Consider the following 13,860-nt stretch of genomic DNA (forward strand, 5'->3'; position numbering starts at 1 on the left):
GCAAACGCTGGATGATGGCTTTTTTCGGAGCTGTCTTGGTGTGTCTGGGACTGCTCGTCGCCAATTCGTTCCTGGACGAGATCGGTCCCTATACCCTGTGGGGCATGGGTTATGGCATTGCCGCGACAACCCTGCTCGTGGCTGTCTTTCTCTACGCCCTGCGCCGCCGCAGTGCGCGCATCGTCAGTAGATTGAGCCTCGGCCGCGCCCGCTCCTGGCTGTATTTCCACATCTACGGCGGCGCCTTGTTCCTGCTGCTGCTTCTGATGCACACCGGTTTCCGTTTCCCTACCGGGATCCTGGCGCGCCTCATGTGGTTTCTCAGCCTGTGGACCGTGCTCACCGGCTTGGCCGGTCTGGCCCTACAGCGCTGGATCCCGCGCGCGCTGGCCTCCGGCCTGAGCATCGAAGTGCTCTACGACCGGGTTCCGGACTTGATCGAGGAGATACGTCGCAAGGCCGAAGCGCTGGCCGCGACCTGCGCTGAACCGATTCAGACCTTCTACGCCAAGAACATGGCCCACACGCTCGAAGGCCCGGATCGCCGCTGGATCTATTACCTCGACATTACCGGTGGGGTGCAGGCCCGTCTGCGGCGTTTCGACTATCTGCGCGATTTTCTCTCGACCGAAGATCAATCGAAATTGGGCGAATTACAGCGACTCTACAAAACCAAACTCGAAATCGATGCCCACTACACCCTGCAGCGACTGCTGCGCACCTGGCTCTATGCCCATGTGCCGGCGGCGGTCATGCTGTTGGCGTTGGTGGCTCTCCACATCTTCACCGTGTTCTATTACTGATTCTGCAAAGGGGCGCAACCTTGCCGGCCAAGCGAAAACGACACAAGGGATTTTTCGGCACCGTGGCCTTGCCCGTCTCCCGCAATTACCTCAACCCCCGGTCGCACCGGTTCCTTTTCGGCATGGGGATGTTGGGCGGTCTGTTGCTGTTGGCCTACGCCGCCGCCGACTTCTTCTACTTCCAAACGGGCCATTTCCTGTCCAACGGACCCCTCTCCTCGGCCCACGCCGTCCACGAACGACAGTGTGATTCCTGCCATACCGAGTGGAACTCCGTGCCTTCCGACAACTGCGCTTCCTGCCACGAGGATGTCTCGGACGAACTGGGCCTGTACTCCTTCGACAACCACTACCTCTACCGGTCCGGCGATTTCAACCGCGTGGTGCCCTCCGAGAACGAGATGCCCTGTGCGACCTGCCATCCCGAGCATCAGGGTCGCGATGCGGCCTTGGTCGATGTGCCGGACCAGCGTTGCACGAGCTGCCATCCCTACGAGTCGTTTTCCTCGGGACATCCCGCGTTCGAGGCGGTCGGCAAGCCCGACGACACCAGTTTGACCTTCGCCCACGTGAGCCACGTGACCGAGATGATGGCGGAGCGCGACCTGCAACATCTGGAACAGGCCTGTATCCAGTGTCATCAGTTGGATGACGACGGCCGCTATTTCAAACCGTTGAACTTCGAGGAGCATTGCGACAGTTGCCATTTGACGACCTCGGTGGCGACACCGCGCCTGCCGATCGCGTCGGCTGACCGCCTGGGTGTCCTGACCCTGGCCGACATCCAGGCCGGAAACGTGCCCGGCAGCCTTTGGTCCTACTACACCAACCCCAACGAGTTCCGTCAGGTGGGCAACCGCTTCGTCAGCAAGTCGCCGTTACATCATCGCGATCCCTGGATCTTGGCGAATTTGCGTCGCCTGCGCAAGCAGGTCTACCCGGAAGGCGGGTTGGCGGACCTGCTCACCACCGGTGTCGAAGTGCCGCCCCACGAGCAGGAAGCCCTATACCGCGAGGCCATTCAAACGCTCGAGGGTTATGCCGAGGAGCTGCGTTCCCGTCCCGAGCAGGAAATACAGGATGACCTGGACGAGATCCACATGCTGCTGAATTGGATTCGCCACGATTTGGACGACCCGTTCGTGCCTCTGGACGAGACCTCGTTCCTGTTGGCCCTCGATCGACCCACCGACGCCCTGGATTCGCAGACGATCGAGGAAATTCACGAGATCGCCAACGACCTCGCCGAGCCATGTCTCGGCTGCCATCAAATGAAGAAACTGACCATTCAGCGGGTTCAGAAGGATCAGCGCACCATGCGTCGGGCCGAGTTCAATCACCGCTCCCACATCATTCAACGGGGTTGTCTGGATTGCCACGACAAGTTCGGCCCCGACGCCTTCGCCCACATCAAGGAAATGCGGGAGCCGCTCGAGGACCAGGTGTTCCACGACGGCGCCGAGATTCAGAACCTGCCCGATATCGAATCCTGCCGCGACTGTCACAGCCCCAAGGCCGCGTCGAACACCTGCATTACCTGTCACCAGTTCCACCCGAGTCCCAGCGGACGGACGCATCTGGTGGGCAAGCCGAAACGAGGCTTTCATGAGCGCTAAGTTGTTTTCCAAATTTGGGCCTCTAAAGGGGGCCGAATACAAGATCGGCCAGGAGATCAAGATCGGCCGATCCAACGACAACCAAGTCGTGCTCTCCCATAAGCTGGTTTCCGGGGATCATGCGCGAATCTTTCTGGATCCCGAGTCGAAATGTTACGTCGTCGAGGATTTGAACAGCCTCAACGGGACCCTGCTCGACGGGGTGCCCATCAGCGAACCCGAGCGCCTGGAGCACCTGCATCTCATCAACTTCGGCGGATCGGGCGATTTCTTTTTCCTGAGCTTGGAGTCCGGCAAGGCATCCGAAGAGCCCGACTCCCATTGGGAAGTCACCGCATCCGACGACGTCACCAAGGAAACCTACTTCAGTGACGACTTCATCCCGACCCCGTCCATCTTCGCCAAGAAAGACGGCGACAAGCCCAAGACGCCGGCGCCGCGTCCGGAAGAAAAAAGTACCGATTTCACGTCGCGATCGAAGCCGGTCGTCGTTCCCAAGGCATTGATCAAGCAGTTGAAAGAGAGGGAGAACGGTGCCAAACCCGACACCACCGAGAAAGTACCCGTGGAAGCCCCACCCGCTTCCGCCAATGAGGGGGAATCGGAATCCGGGCCGCGGTTGTTGGTCTATTCAGCGGAAGGCGAATCCCAAGATTTCGATTTGAAGGAAGGCGAGGTGGTCCTGGGCCGCGGCTCCGAAGCCGGGTTCCGTATCAACTCGGCCGAGATCTCGCGGCGTCACGTGTCGGTGATCGTCCGCGGAGACCAGGTGTTTCTGCGAGACCTGGGCAGTGCCAACGGAACCTTCGTCGACGACCGGCGCATTGCCAAAGAGGTGGAAATCAAGCCAGGCATGAAGATCTCCTTCGGCCGTATCGAAGCCAAACTGGAAGCGAGGAAACCGTGAGCGATCCGAAACAGGGAAGTGAATCGGCTGCCAAATCTGGTGCAGCCGCGGCGAAACAAAAGAAAGAATTATGGGACGTCCTGGTGGTGGGCGGTGGACCTGGTGGCACGGCGGCCGCCTTTCGGGCCCGTGAGCTGGGCCTGAGTGCGCTGGTTCTGGAATTCGACGACCTGATGAAGCGCATTCGCGACTATTCCAAATCGAAATTGATCCTGCCGGGCTTCGGCGGTGGGGACAAGATCAAGTTCCCCAATGGTGGCTCGCTTATTTCTTCCCTTCGTTTCGAACCCATCGACAAGGACGACATGTGCCACCACTGGAAGGAGTTGTACCGCAGCAACCGGATTCCGAATCGCATCGGCTTCGAATTGACGGGCCTGCAAAAACGGTCGGACGGCTATCTGAAGGTGTTTTGCTGGGATCACAACGGGCGCAAACAGGAGGCCTTCTACACGCGTCACCTGGTGTTGGCACTGGGCAACGGGGTGCCCCGGCGTTTCGACATTCCCGGCAACACGGAAGGGGTTTGCTTCCAATTGCGCGACCCCGACGACTACGTGGGGTTTCCGGCCTGTGTGATCGGTGGCGGTACCTCGGCGGCCGAAGCGGTGATCGCGATTTCCAACGCCAAGGCCCGTGCGGGCGACCCCACCTCGGTCTACTGGTCCTATCGCGGCGATCGGTTGCCGCGCGTCTCGAAAGCCTTGGCAGAGGTCTTTTTCGAGGCCTACGCGGGCAACGGCAATATCCGCTATTACCCCAAAAGCGAACCGGCGGCGATCGTCACCGCCGAAGACCATCGCGAGTATCTCGCGATCCGCATCGATCGACGCCGCATGGACGATCGACCCGTGGAGACCTCCCATCTGGAGTTTTTGAAGCAACACTGCCTGGCCTGTATCGGTGAGGATTTGCCGGAGGCACTGTTGGCCTCGATGGGCATTCACCTCGTCACCGGTGGGCCGCGCAACAAGAAGCGGGTAGTGGTCAATCGCTACCTGGAGACGCGGGTTCCGAACGTCTACCTGGTTGGCGATATTTTGAGTCAGGCCTATTTGCAGGCCGATGATTTCGACGCCGATCCGGCTGGATTCGAAGAAATCAAACATCGCGGCAACATCAAATCCGCGTTGCGTGATGGCGTGTTGGTGGCCGAAATCATCAAACAGCGCATCGACGGCAAATCCGAGATCAACGTGGAGATCGAGGACATGCCCGACGACATGACCATTCGGCCTTCGCACGAGGCGCTGGTCACCCCGGCGGTTGCGGCCCGAGTGGCTCGCGAGTCGGGCCGCATGACGACCGTCCAACGAGACACATCGAACGAGGCCTGCCTGTTTCGGATCTTTCCCAACGGGATCGTGGAGACGGAACATCCGCTACCCGATGAGGGCACGACGTCGATCGGGCGAACCAAGGCCGACATCGAGTTTCCGGACGACGAGGCGATGGAGAGTCCCCACGCTTCGATCATCCGCGAAGGGGACCGGTTTACCCTTTGCGACGACAGTGGTTCGTCGGGGGTGTTTCTGGCTGTGCCCTCCGACCGCAAGACGACTCTGAAAGTCGACGACCTGTTGCGCGCGGGCCGGCAGTTCCTGTTGGTCGGTGGCGAAGGGGACCGGTATTGGTTGACCCATTTCGACTTCGCTGGCCGCCAGGTGGGCATTCATCCTTTGAGTGCCAAGAGTTTGGTACTCGGCAGGGCCGGTGGGGACATCGTGCTGGATAAAGAGGACCTGTCCCTCTCGCGCCGGCACATGGCCATTTCGGCGGTCGACGGCCACATCCAGATCAAGGACCTCAAGAGTGCCAATCACACGTTTCTGCGTCTGCGCGATCGCACCATCCTCCGGCATGGCGACCAATTCCAGATCGGATCGCAACTGTTGACCTTTGGTGCGCCAGGCGAATCGGTTCCGAACCCCTACGACGAGCCGGTGCGGGCCACCGGTAAGATGGCCGTCATTACCGAGGCGGCAGCCGCCGCGGCTTCATCCGGGTCGGCCGTACCGGATGCGCCGACGGACGTCCTGTCGGTTCTTTCGGATGAGGACGGCGGCGCACCGACCGTCACCTTCGTGGGAACGGGCAAGACCGTTGCTGTCCAACCGGGGCAGACTTTGCTTGAAGTGGCTGAATCACAAGGGTTTCCGATCAACGCCGAATGTCGGGTCGGGATTTGTGGAAGTGATCCCATTCAGATCGTGGAGGGTCGCGAGAACCTGGTGGCGGAACCGACACCGGGTGAGTGTGAAACCTTGGAGGATCTGTGCGATTTGGAGCCGGGGCCTTGTCGCTTGGCGTGCATGGCCAAGATCAAGGGGCCGGTCAAGGTCAAGATCCTCAACGTGTGAGGTCGTCGAGGTCGCGATCTATCTTGGGTTTCGGGTGACACCCTCACCGATTGTTACAGAGATCGTGGTTCAGGATCCTGTCGTCCAGGGTGATGTCGCTGTAAAGCACCGAGAAGTTTTCCGGGTTTTCCAACGTGGCGTATTGGATGTCGTAGGTGCCGGGAGGGAGCTCATGAAACACGAACCGTTTGTTGGACCATTGTACATATTCGACATAGGGGTGTCCCGTGCTCATGGTTCCGGTAATGCGCAATAGCGAGGCTTCTTTGGCGCACCCGGTCACCCGGTGCCAATTATTAAAATAAAACGGCATGTCTGTAATACTTTGGTCGAATAGTGTGATTTGATGTGTGTTGGGCATCAGTCGGCCAGATGAAAGATAATGCCTCATTTGGTGGTGTTCCAGACAGAGATAGTATGTTCCCTCTCTCATGGATGCAAATCGGAATCGGCCGTTCGCATCGGTTTTCATGACTTGCGATCGACCTTTCTCGTCGTAGAGCACGATGGATGTGTGGGCACCGAGCCGTTCGCCCAGGTACACCTGGCCCTCGATGCTGAATAGGGGTGGCTCGCCGAACGATACCCATTGATTGCCCTCACCGGTGATGTCGAGATACTGGGTGTCCTCGTAATCGTTTCCGATGAGGCGGAAAGTCGTCTCGCCCAGGGGGAGCCCATCGTGCTCGAATCGATCTTGTTCGTACATGAGCTTCGTTTCGTGGCCTCTCGAATCCGTGATCCACAGGCGGGCGTAACCGGGATACAACTCCTTGTCGATGAAGCCTTCGATCTTGTGGCCTTTCTTCGTTCGGATCACGATCGGGGGGAGTTCACTCGCGAGAGGTTCCGGCACGACATTCGTCAGGGTTTCCGGAACGTAGCCCTGCCCCTCGATCTCGATTTGGTAGCTTTGGTTGGCGACCACGTTTTCGAAGATCGCCAGCCCTTGGTCTGATGTGGAAGTTCCGCTGCGAAACTGATTGCGGAGCCGGACGGTGCAGTTGAGGTCGCGAATGGGTTGCCCCGCTTCGTCCAGAACGAGGACGTGAATGCGACCCCGGGTGAAATCTAGGTAGAAATCTTGGATGGATTCGGTCATCTCCGAGGTAGGAGTGATGGAAAAGGTGTTCACTTCCCTGTCCTTCAACTTGAACACCAGCGTGCCCGGTTTGTTCGGGATCAGCTCCCGGAATTCGAAAACCCCGTCCGGCGAGAGATCTTGAAAGTGCTCTGTCCAAATGCGGTTATCGCCCTGATTGAAATGGACGTCGATGCGTAGGTAGGGGCGGCCCGTTTGGCGATCGATGGCCCGACCCCTGATGATCGGCGACCTGCGCAGGACCACATCCGTGTCGGTCTGGGTGAAAGGATCCAGTTCTTCGGGGATGAATTCGCTTTTGGCGAAGGAGAGAACGGCGCCTGGGAGTACCTGGGAAAAGGAGTAGTGGCCTCTTTGGTTGGTTTTCGTGTAATTGCGGCCCACGCACTGGGAGCAGAAGACTTTGACGTCTTGAAGCGGGACGCCCTCGGTATTGAGGACCTTACCCGCGATCCTTCTCGATCCGGGGGCTCGTTCCCAGCCGGGTTTCTCCCTCAGGATGAAGCGGAACTCCCGCTCCGGCGGCATCAATTGTTCCAGGGCGATCATGTACCCATCCAGCTCGCAGTAAACCAGGGCGTTCAGGAAGGGCTTGGTCTGGATGGTGACGCTTCCGTCGCGATGGGTCTCTTCTTCGATGGTTTCCTTCTCCGGGTAGAGGATCGAAAGCGTGATGGCGGCGCCGCTGACCGGTTCGCCTTGTTCGTCGAGAACCATCCCGGTGACTTCCACCAAGCCGTTCTCGTTCGTGGTCGGCTCCTCGGCTCCCTCGGCGGTCCCGAGCGGCGAGGTGGTACCGGTCTTTGTTGGTGGCGTTTCCGGGTGCGGATTGGGCAGGGTGGGCTCGCTGGGCGTGGAAGTGGCTGTGGCCGGTGATGGGCCAGGTTCCGGAGGTTGTCGGTAGAACACGACCAGCCAGGCCGCGAGATTCAACAAAATCAGAAAAGCAAAGTGTTTGGCTTTCATGCGGTCACCGTCGAATGGGGAAGCGGGCATTTCGAATCTGTTCGAGAAACGATCGAAGGGGACCGCCATCGCAAAAAATGTCGGAAAAAGTGATGGCGGCCCATACGAATCGTTGGCAAGGGAAAAATGAGTTCTAAAGAACAGTGTAAACCCAAAAAGCCACCAAAAACTCCCAGATCAGGAAAAAATCAATTCCCAAATTGGGACACCCACGATTCAAATCGGGACACCCACAATTCGGAGTTCAAATTGGGACACCCACAATTCCCAATCAAATCAAATTGGGACACCCACGAATAATCAAATAGATCCAAATCGGGACACCCACAAATCGGGAATCCCAGTACCCAGTACCCAGCACCCAGTTCCCCAGTTCGGGACACCCACGATTCCCGGAGTCAGAGGCTCCGGTGGGACCTGAAGAGATTCCCTGTGGGCGCTTTGTGATCGGGATGGCGGGGGTCGGCCTTCACTGGAGGGGCGTCGCTTCCAGCATTTGCCACTCTTCGATCGCAATCAATCGATTCATTCGGTCGATGCGGGATTGGGGCAAGGGATGGGTGCGCATCCATTCGCCAGCCTCGCCGTCTTCGCGCATTTTCTCGAAGAAGTGCGTGGTTCCGCCGACGTGGCCGTATGCGGCCAGCACCAATTCGAGCGAAAATCGATCGGCGCGGGTTTCCTGGCTGCGGGAGTGCTGCATTTGGGCCAGGGTATCGATCGAATGCAAGGAGGAGAGCGCCTGGTTTTCGCCGAACAACAGGGCTTTGCTCAACCCGAAGACTACCGAGCGGCTGAGTTTCTTCATGCTGTCGCGATGTTTCAGGTGGCCCAGCTCGTGTCCGATGACGAAGGCCAGCTCCTCTTCGGATTCGGACTGTGTCACCAGGGCGGTGGTCAGGGCGATCGACCCACCTGGCAGGGCGAAGGCGTTGGGATCCGGGCTGTCGATGAGGTAGAGGCGCACGGGGCGTGGATAATCCGCGGTCGTGATCAAGCGGTCGAAGACGCGGGTTACTTGGGGCGGGGCCTCTTCATCCCACGTTTCCGGAACGGAGAACGCCAACTTTTCTTCCCATTGCACCGGCATCAAGTGCACCAATCCCAGAGAAACCCATCCCAGAACCTGATAACTAACCACGAAAAAGGCGATCACCAGGACGGTGTTGACCAGAAGTCGACGGGGCGTGCTGCTTCCACGGCTGGCATCGGCAGTGGTGACGGGTACCCTGGGTTCGATCTTCATGAGGCATACGATCCTTCATGGTCCTTGCGGTGCCAGAGCGCGGTGCCGTACGCCAGGACTTCGATGGTGCCCATTTGCTTCTGGCCGCCTTGGGACAGGCTGGAGGTCTCCATGCGCACGTTGATGATCATGTCGGCGCCGGCGGCCTGTTCGCGCATGCGCAGGATCGCCTCGCGGCGGGCCCGATCGATCAGGCTGGAGTAGGCGTTGACCTCGCCGCCGAAAATGGTGCGGAGCGCTGCTAGGAATTGTTTGAACCGGTCGACGGAAACGACGACCGAGCCGGCCACCATTTTACTGGTGCGAACCGTTTCGGGCGCCGGCACCGTTTTGCTGTTGAGCATGGGCTGCTGGGCGAACCGGGCTTCCCGCTGGTGAATGGATGCGTAGTGGCGGTTTTCCCGCGAGCGGCCGACCAGGCCACCGACGACGAGGAGCAGGACGGGGGACAGGTAGAGCAGGAGGACGATGAAGTGTTCCATCACTCCACCCGGACGGCGGTGCCGTAGGCCAGGATTTCGGCGGCGCCCTGGGCGACCGAGGACGTGGAAAAGCGAACGTTCACGATCGCATTGGCTCCCAGTTCCTGGGCCTGGCTGATCATGCGGTTGACCGATTCTTCGCGCGACTCCTTGAGCAGTTCCGTGTAGCCGCTCAATTCTCCGCCGAAGATGTTCTTGATGCCGGCGGCGATATCGCGGCCCACGTGCTTGGCGCGAATGGTACTGCCTTGGACCAGGCCGTAGTGGGCCACGATGGTTTTTCCGGGAAGGGTCTCCAAATTAGACAAAATCATGACGTGTTCCTTGAAGAAATTGAGGGGACGGAACGTCGCCTCGAAGTATCGAAAGTATTGGTTCGAAAATCGTTCACCAATACCCATGGCGGAATCTTAGCCTATTCGGTGTCACCTCGGGTCGATATAGACAGCCGTATTGGGACACCCAGCGTTTTCTCTGGATGATTGATTGGGACACCCATGATAGCGGTACTGGGACACCCACCGTTTTTTCAGGCGATTGATTGGGACACCCATCATTCGCGACGGAAAGTAGATGGGTGTCCCAATGTCATTGCGTCAACCAATGTCATCGTTCGCGAGGAAAAGATGGGTGTCCCAATGTCATTGCGTAAAGATTCACTCGTTCTTGGGTATGATGGGATTCATCTGATATATTACGAGGTGTTCCATGAACAACGGGGGATTTATGAACCGATCTTTCGACCAGCGCCTCGCTGATTTGGCGCAGTGGCGTCCGTCCGGCGACGTGCTCACCATCACCTGTGTCGACGCCCATACCGGAGGTGAACCCCTGCGGGTGGTGCTCGCCGGGTTTCCCGAGGTGCCGGGCCTCGATATTTTGGCAAAACGACGGTATGCCCGTGAGCATCTGGACCACTTGCGCACCATGTTGATGTATGAGCCACGGGGCCATGCCGATATGTACGGTTGCCTCATCACGCCTCCTGTTCGACCCGACAGCCATTTCGGCGTCCTGTTTCTCCATAACGAAGGGTTCAGCACCATGTGCGGACATGGCATTATCGCCGTTACCAAGGTGGTTCTGGACATGGGTCTGTTTCCCCCGGATACGGGCCCGCTGCACATCGACACACCTGCGGGTCTGGTGATCGCCGAAGCCTCATTGCGAAACGGGAACGTCGATTCCGTCTCGTTTCAAAACGTCCCGTCCTTTGTGGTGGCTCTCGATTGTCGGGTCAAGGTGCCGGGGTGGGGAGAGGTCACGTACGATCTAGCGTTTGGCGGTGCCTTCTACGCCTATGTGGATGCTGCGTCCCTGGGTCTTTCTCTCTCGTCGGTGGAGAGTGCGGCATTGATTCAAGCCGGTCGTGCGGTAAAAAAGGCCGTGACCGAGGCGGGCCCGATCCAACACCCGTTCGAGGACGATCTGGGTTTTCTATACGGCACCATTTTTTCCGGCCGGCCTCAATCAAGCGAGGCCGATTTGCGCAATGTGTGCATCTTCGCGGAAGGGGAGGTGGATCGCAGCCCAACCGGCACGGGAGTGAGTGGCCGAATGGCCATCGCCCATGCGCGGGGCCAGGTTCGGGTCGGGGAATCTCTCGTCGTGGAAAGTATCGTGGGGAGCAAATTCCAGGGAACCGTAATCGAGGAAACCAAAGTCGGCACATACCTCGGCATCGTTCCTCAGGTCCGTGGCGAGGCATTTATCACCGGCATTCACCATTTCTTCGCCGATCCGGGCGATCCATTCAAATCGGGTTTTTTCCTACGATGACTTTCCCGTAAACCCAAGCGGGACGAGGCCTGTTGGGTTGGCGTTCCGTGCAGAAAGGGGAGAAGCTTGGAAATCAACGACCTTCTGTTCTTAAATCGCGATGATGTAAGCCGGGCCGTGTCCATGGCAGACGCCTTACCCTTGATGAAAAGTGCATTCATCCAGCTTTCGGAAGGGAGAGCCCGCGTCCCGGTTCGCACCAATCTCAATGTTGAGGAGCATCACGGCGATTCCCTGATCATGCCTGTGTTCCTGCCCGATCAGGCACGCACCGCCGTCAAGGTGGTCTCGGTCTATCGCGGCAATCCCAGTGTAGGTTTGCCGCTCATCCACGGCGTGCTGTTGGTTCTCGATGCCGAAACCGGCCGTCCCCTCAGTCTCATGGATGCCGAGTATCTGACGGCTCTGCGAACTGGCGCGGCCTCCGCACTGGCCACCGATTGCCTGGCCCGTCGGGATGCCAAGACTTTGGCGGTTTTTGGAACGGGTGTTCAAGCGCGATTCCAGGTTCGCGGCATCCACCAGGTGCGCCCGCTCGAGACTGTTTGGGTGTGTGGTCGCACTCCGCGGAATGTGGCGTCGTTCGTCGAGGAAGTGAGCGATGAGTTGGACGTTCCCGTGATGGCGGCATCTCCCCGAGAAGCTCTGGCGAATGCCGAGTTGGTCTGCACCGCGACCACTTCCGATCGACCTCTGTTCGAAACTTCGATGGTTCGTCCTGGCACCCACCTCAATGCCGTCGGCGGCTATCGACCCGACATGACCGAAATTCCTCTCGACTTGTTGGCTTCCGCCACAGTGGTGGTCGATCACCGCGCTTCCTGTCTGGCCGAGGCCGGGGAGTTGGTTCAGGCTGAAGCGCGCGGGTTTTGGCAACCGAGCGACGTACATGGCGAGCTGGGTGAAATCGCGGCGGGGACCCTGAAGGGACGTGGGGACCAAAACGAAATCACGCTTTTCAAATCGGTGGGGAATGCGGTCCAAGACCTGGCAGTGGCGGCATTCATTCTGGAACGGGCCGAGGCGATGAGCCTGGGAACCCGTCTTTCTTTTTAGCCGCAGGATTGGGACACCCAGGGGGACAGGATCAGGATTGGGACACCCATAATCCGGTGCAAGCCGCAGGATTGGGACACCCATAATCCGGTGCAAGCCGCAGGATTGGGACACCCATCATCTGGGGCAAAATTGGGCCACCTACCATCCTACAGAGGCTTGGCAGAGTTGGGACACCCATCGTTTCAAATGTTGGGTGTCCTGGTATCCCTCTTGGAGTTGGGACAGAGTTGGGACACCCATCGTTCCAAATGTTGGGTGTCCCGGTTTCGTTGTCTTTGATGGGTGTCCCGGTTCAAATGTTGGGTGTCCCGGTTTCGCACCCATCCTCCTGCAGGGGCTTGGCAGAGTTGGGACACCCATCGTTCCAAATGTTGGGTGTCCCGGTTTCGTTGTGGTTTCGTTGGAAATAATGGGTGTCCCGGTTTCGGTTCGCTTAACTTAACGGCATTGATGGGTGTCCCGGTTTCGGTTCATTCTTCGCCTCGACTTCCGATGAGAGATTCAGGGATCACCCGCTTCTTGAATCGAAATCCAATGCCAGGTGGACGTGTGAATCAGCCCAAAAAGTCGATCGACTGGGTACCCCGGACGATCTTGCTGCTCGGGACCGATGCTTCTGGAAAAAACCATGTGGCCGGCCTCTGGGCGAACAAACTGAAAGAGCTAGGCTGTGATTTCGTGGTGCGAGAAGGCGCACTCGGCGGCCCCGTGGCCGAGCGAAGCGATCATGGGGAAAAAGGTCGTGTGTCTCTGTGGATGGAGCGGGGCTTCATTTTCTTTTTTCCTCTCATGAAATGGATGGTTCCCGCGGTATTGACGCTGCTTCTGCATTGGGACGCCGTGAGATTCAAACCCCCTCGGCACCGCTTGCTGGTGGTCAGTCACAGCGCCTTACGGATATTGGCCTTTTACCTGGGTCAAAGCAAAAGGTATGAACGATCAAAAACCCTTCCGGCATGGTTGGAAAGAGCCATCGGTCGAGTTCAAGAAGTCAGCAAGGCGATGGTCATCGTTTTGGATGTCGACGATGAGACCCGGCAGCAAAGAATTGAAAACCGCCTACGCGAAGGAAGTATCGATCCCTTCGACCGGTTCATGGCTGCCGACAGTGAGCGCTCGGAGCGTATCGAGGCCTGCCTGGTTGCAATCACGAGGCGCTACTACCAGGCCTATTTGGTGGAAAACAACGACTTGAGCGATAAAACCCTTTGGGAGGAATTTCGAAAGGCATGTGCGGACCATCAAAGACGGATGGCATCCTAACTGCGGCGCAACTGCGATCGAGGTGATCAACAAGCGGAACTCGGGTTTTCCGGCGATGGGCTGGACTCTGTCCTCTCCGTTCGGAAATGGGCTGGAGCGTGATCACAGTATTCGAGCGATCCGACATGGAGACGTTTTTTAGGCTGTTATCATTGATCCGAAGTTTCTGCGTTTTTCGCAAAAAGAATTAGAGCCTCTTGTTTCTATCGAGTTGTTTCTATCGAGATCCTGTTAATGATGTGATCGCTTCCCGCGTCATTGCACGTCCTGGAGGTTG

Annotated in this window: 11 protein-coding genes; 7 read left to right on the plus strand and 4 right to left on the minus strand. The window is 58.3% G+C overall.

What is annotated here, in order from left to right:
* Positions 1–35 precede the first annotated feature (35 nt).
* Genes J3U87_RS02995 through J3U87_RS03010 form a run of 4 tightly spaced genes read left to right on the plus strand, consistent with a single transcriptional unit; the run spans position 36 to position 5,686 of the window.
* The gene (locus J3U87_RS02995) at positions 36–803 is read left to right on the plus strand and encodes a hypothetical protein (protein WP_237381543.1); all 768 of its coding nucleotides are present in this window, start codon (positions 36–38) and stop codon (positions 801–803) included.
* 20 nt (positions 804–823) lie between these two features.
* Positions 824–2,419, plus strand: a complete 1,596-nt coding sequence (locus J3U87_RS03000; protein WP_237381544.1) for a cytochrome c3 family protein — start codon at positions 824–826, stop codon at positions 2,417–2,419.
* Positions 2,409–3,326, plus strand: coding sequence for an FHA domain-containing protein (locus tag J3U87_RS03005; RefSeq protein WP_237381545.1), 918 nt, complete (start codon positions 2,409–2,411; stop codon positions 3,324–3,326). Before J3U87_RS03000 ends, J3U87_RS03005 begins: the two co-directional genes overlap by 11 nt.
* On the plus strand, positions 3,323–5,686 hold the full coding sequence (locus J3U87_RS03010) for an FAD-dependent oxidoreductase (RefSeq protein ID WP_237381546.1): 2,364 nt from the start codon (positions 3,323–3,325) through the stop codon (positions 5,684–5,686). The genes J3U87_RS03005 and J3U87_RS03010 overlap by 4 nt, the downstream gene beginning before the upstream one ends.
* Positions 5,687–5,729: 43 nt before the next feature.
* On the opposite strand, the gene J3U87_RS03015 is transcribed toward J3U87_RS03010, so the two are convergent.
* The 4 genes from J3U87_RS03015 to J3U87_RS03030 form a co-directional block, all read right to left on the minus strand.
* Positions 5,730–7,754 carry a carboxypeptidase-like regulatory domain-containing protein gene (locus J3U87_RS03015; protein WP_237381547.1) on the minus strand — a complete coding sequence of 675 codons (2,025 nt, stop codon included), beginning with the start codon at positions 7,752–7,754 and terminating at the stop codon, positions 5,730–5,732.
* 469 nt (positions 7,755–8,223) lie between these two features.
* Entirely contained in the window at positions 8,224–9,000 is a 777-nt protein-coding gene (locus J3U87_RS03020) for a M48 family metallopeptidase (RefSeq protein WP_237381548.1), read from the minus strand.
* On the minus strand, positions 8,997–9,482 hold the full coding sequence (locus tag J3U87_RS03025; protein ID WP_237381549.1) for a YbjQ family protein: 486 nt from the start codon (positions 9,480–9,482) through the stop codon (positions 8,997–8,999). Before J3U87_RS03025 ends, J3U87_RS03020 begins: the two co-directional genes overlap by 4 nt.
* Positions 9,482–9,796 carry a YbjQ family protein gene (locus J3U87_RS03030; RefSeq protein WP_237381550.1) on the minus strand — a complete coding sequence of 105 codons (315 nt, stop codon included), beginning with the start codon at positions 9,794–9,796 and terminating at the stop codon, positions 9,482–9,484. Before J3U87_RS03030 ends, J3U87_RS03025 begins: the two co-directional genes overlap by 1 nt.
* Before the next feature lie 412 nt (positions 9,797–10,208).
* Between J3U87_RS03030 and J3U87_RS03035 the strand changes: the two genes are divergently transcribed.
* The 3 genes from J3U87_RS03035 (at position 10,209) to J3U87_RS03045 (ending at position 13,583) form a co-directional block, all read left to right on the plus strand.
* Positions 10,209–11,261, plus strand: a complete 1,053-nt coding sequence (locus J3U87_RS03035) for a proline racemase family protein (RefSeq protein ID WP_237381551.1) — start codon at positions 10,209–10,211, stop codon at positions 11,259–11,261.
* A gap of 66 nt (positions 11,262–11,327) precedes the next feature.
* The gene (locus J3U87_RS03040; RefSeq protein WP_272932455.1) at positions 11,328–12,317 is read left to right on the plus strand and encodes an ornithine cyclodeaminase family protein; all 990 of its coding nucleotides are present in this window, start codon (positions 11,328–11,330) and stop codon (positions 12,315–12,317) included.
* A 552-nt stretch (positions 12,318–12,869) separates the two neighbouring features.
* The gene (locus J3U87_RS03045; protein ID WP_237381553.1) at positions 12,870–13,583 is read left to right on the plus strand and encodes a hypothetical protein; all 714 of its coding nucleotides are present in this window, start codon (positions 12,870–12,872) and stop codon (positions 13,581–13,583) included.
* The last annotated feature ends 277 nt before the right edge of the window (positions 13,584–13,860 follow it).

The organism is Sulfidibacter corallicola, assembly GCF_017498545.1.
GTDB lineage: Bacteria > Acidobacteriota > Holophagae > Acanthopleuribacterales > Acanthopleuribacteraceae > Sulfidibacter > Sulfidibacter corallicola.